1 protein-coding gene is annotated in these 277 nt (G+C 65.7%); it reads left to right on the plus strand.

Going from position 1 to position 277, the window contains the following annotated elements; genetic code table 11:
• Positions 1-4: 4 nt before the first annotated feature.
• The coding region (locus SB658_RS23620; protein WP_410602731.1) for a class I SAM-dependent methyltransferase at positions 5-277 on the plus strand (273 nt) is incomplete at its 3' end.

Raw genomic sequence — 277 nt, forward strand, 5'->3', positions numbered from 1 at the left:
GGATGTGTGCCACCTGCAGTGCCACATCGGGACAGACACGGTCTCACTGGCTCGCGCGGGCGCCACAGTCACCGGCGTGGAGTTCTCACGGCCCGCCCTCCGTGCCGCTGCGGAGCTCGCGAATCGTACGGGCACATCCGCCACCTGGGTGGAGACGGATGTGCTCGACGCCCGAAACGTCGTCGAAGGTCACTTCGACGTGGTCTACACGAGCATCGGGACGATCACATGGCTGGCGGATCTGGATCGGTGGGCGAAGCAGATCGCCGCTCTGCTT

The sequence above is a fragment of the Bacillus sp. SIMBA_008 genome (assembly GCF_046535495.1).
GTDB classification, from domain to species: Bacteria; Bacillota; Bacilli; order Bacillales; family Bacillaceae; genus Bacillus; species Bacillus subtilis.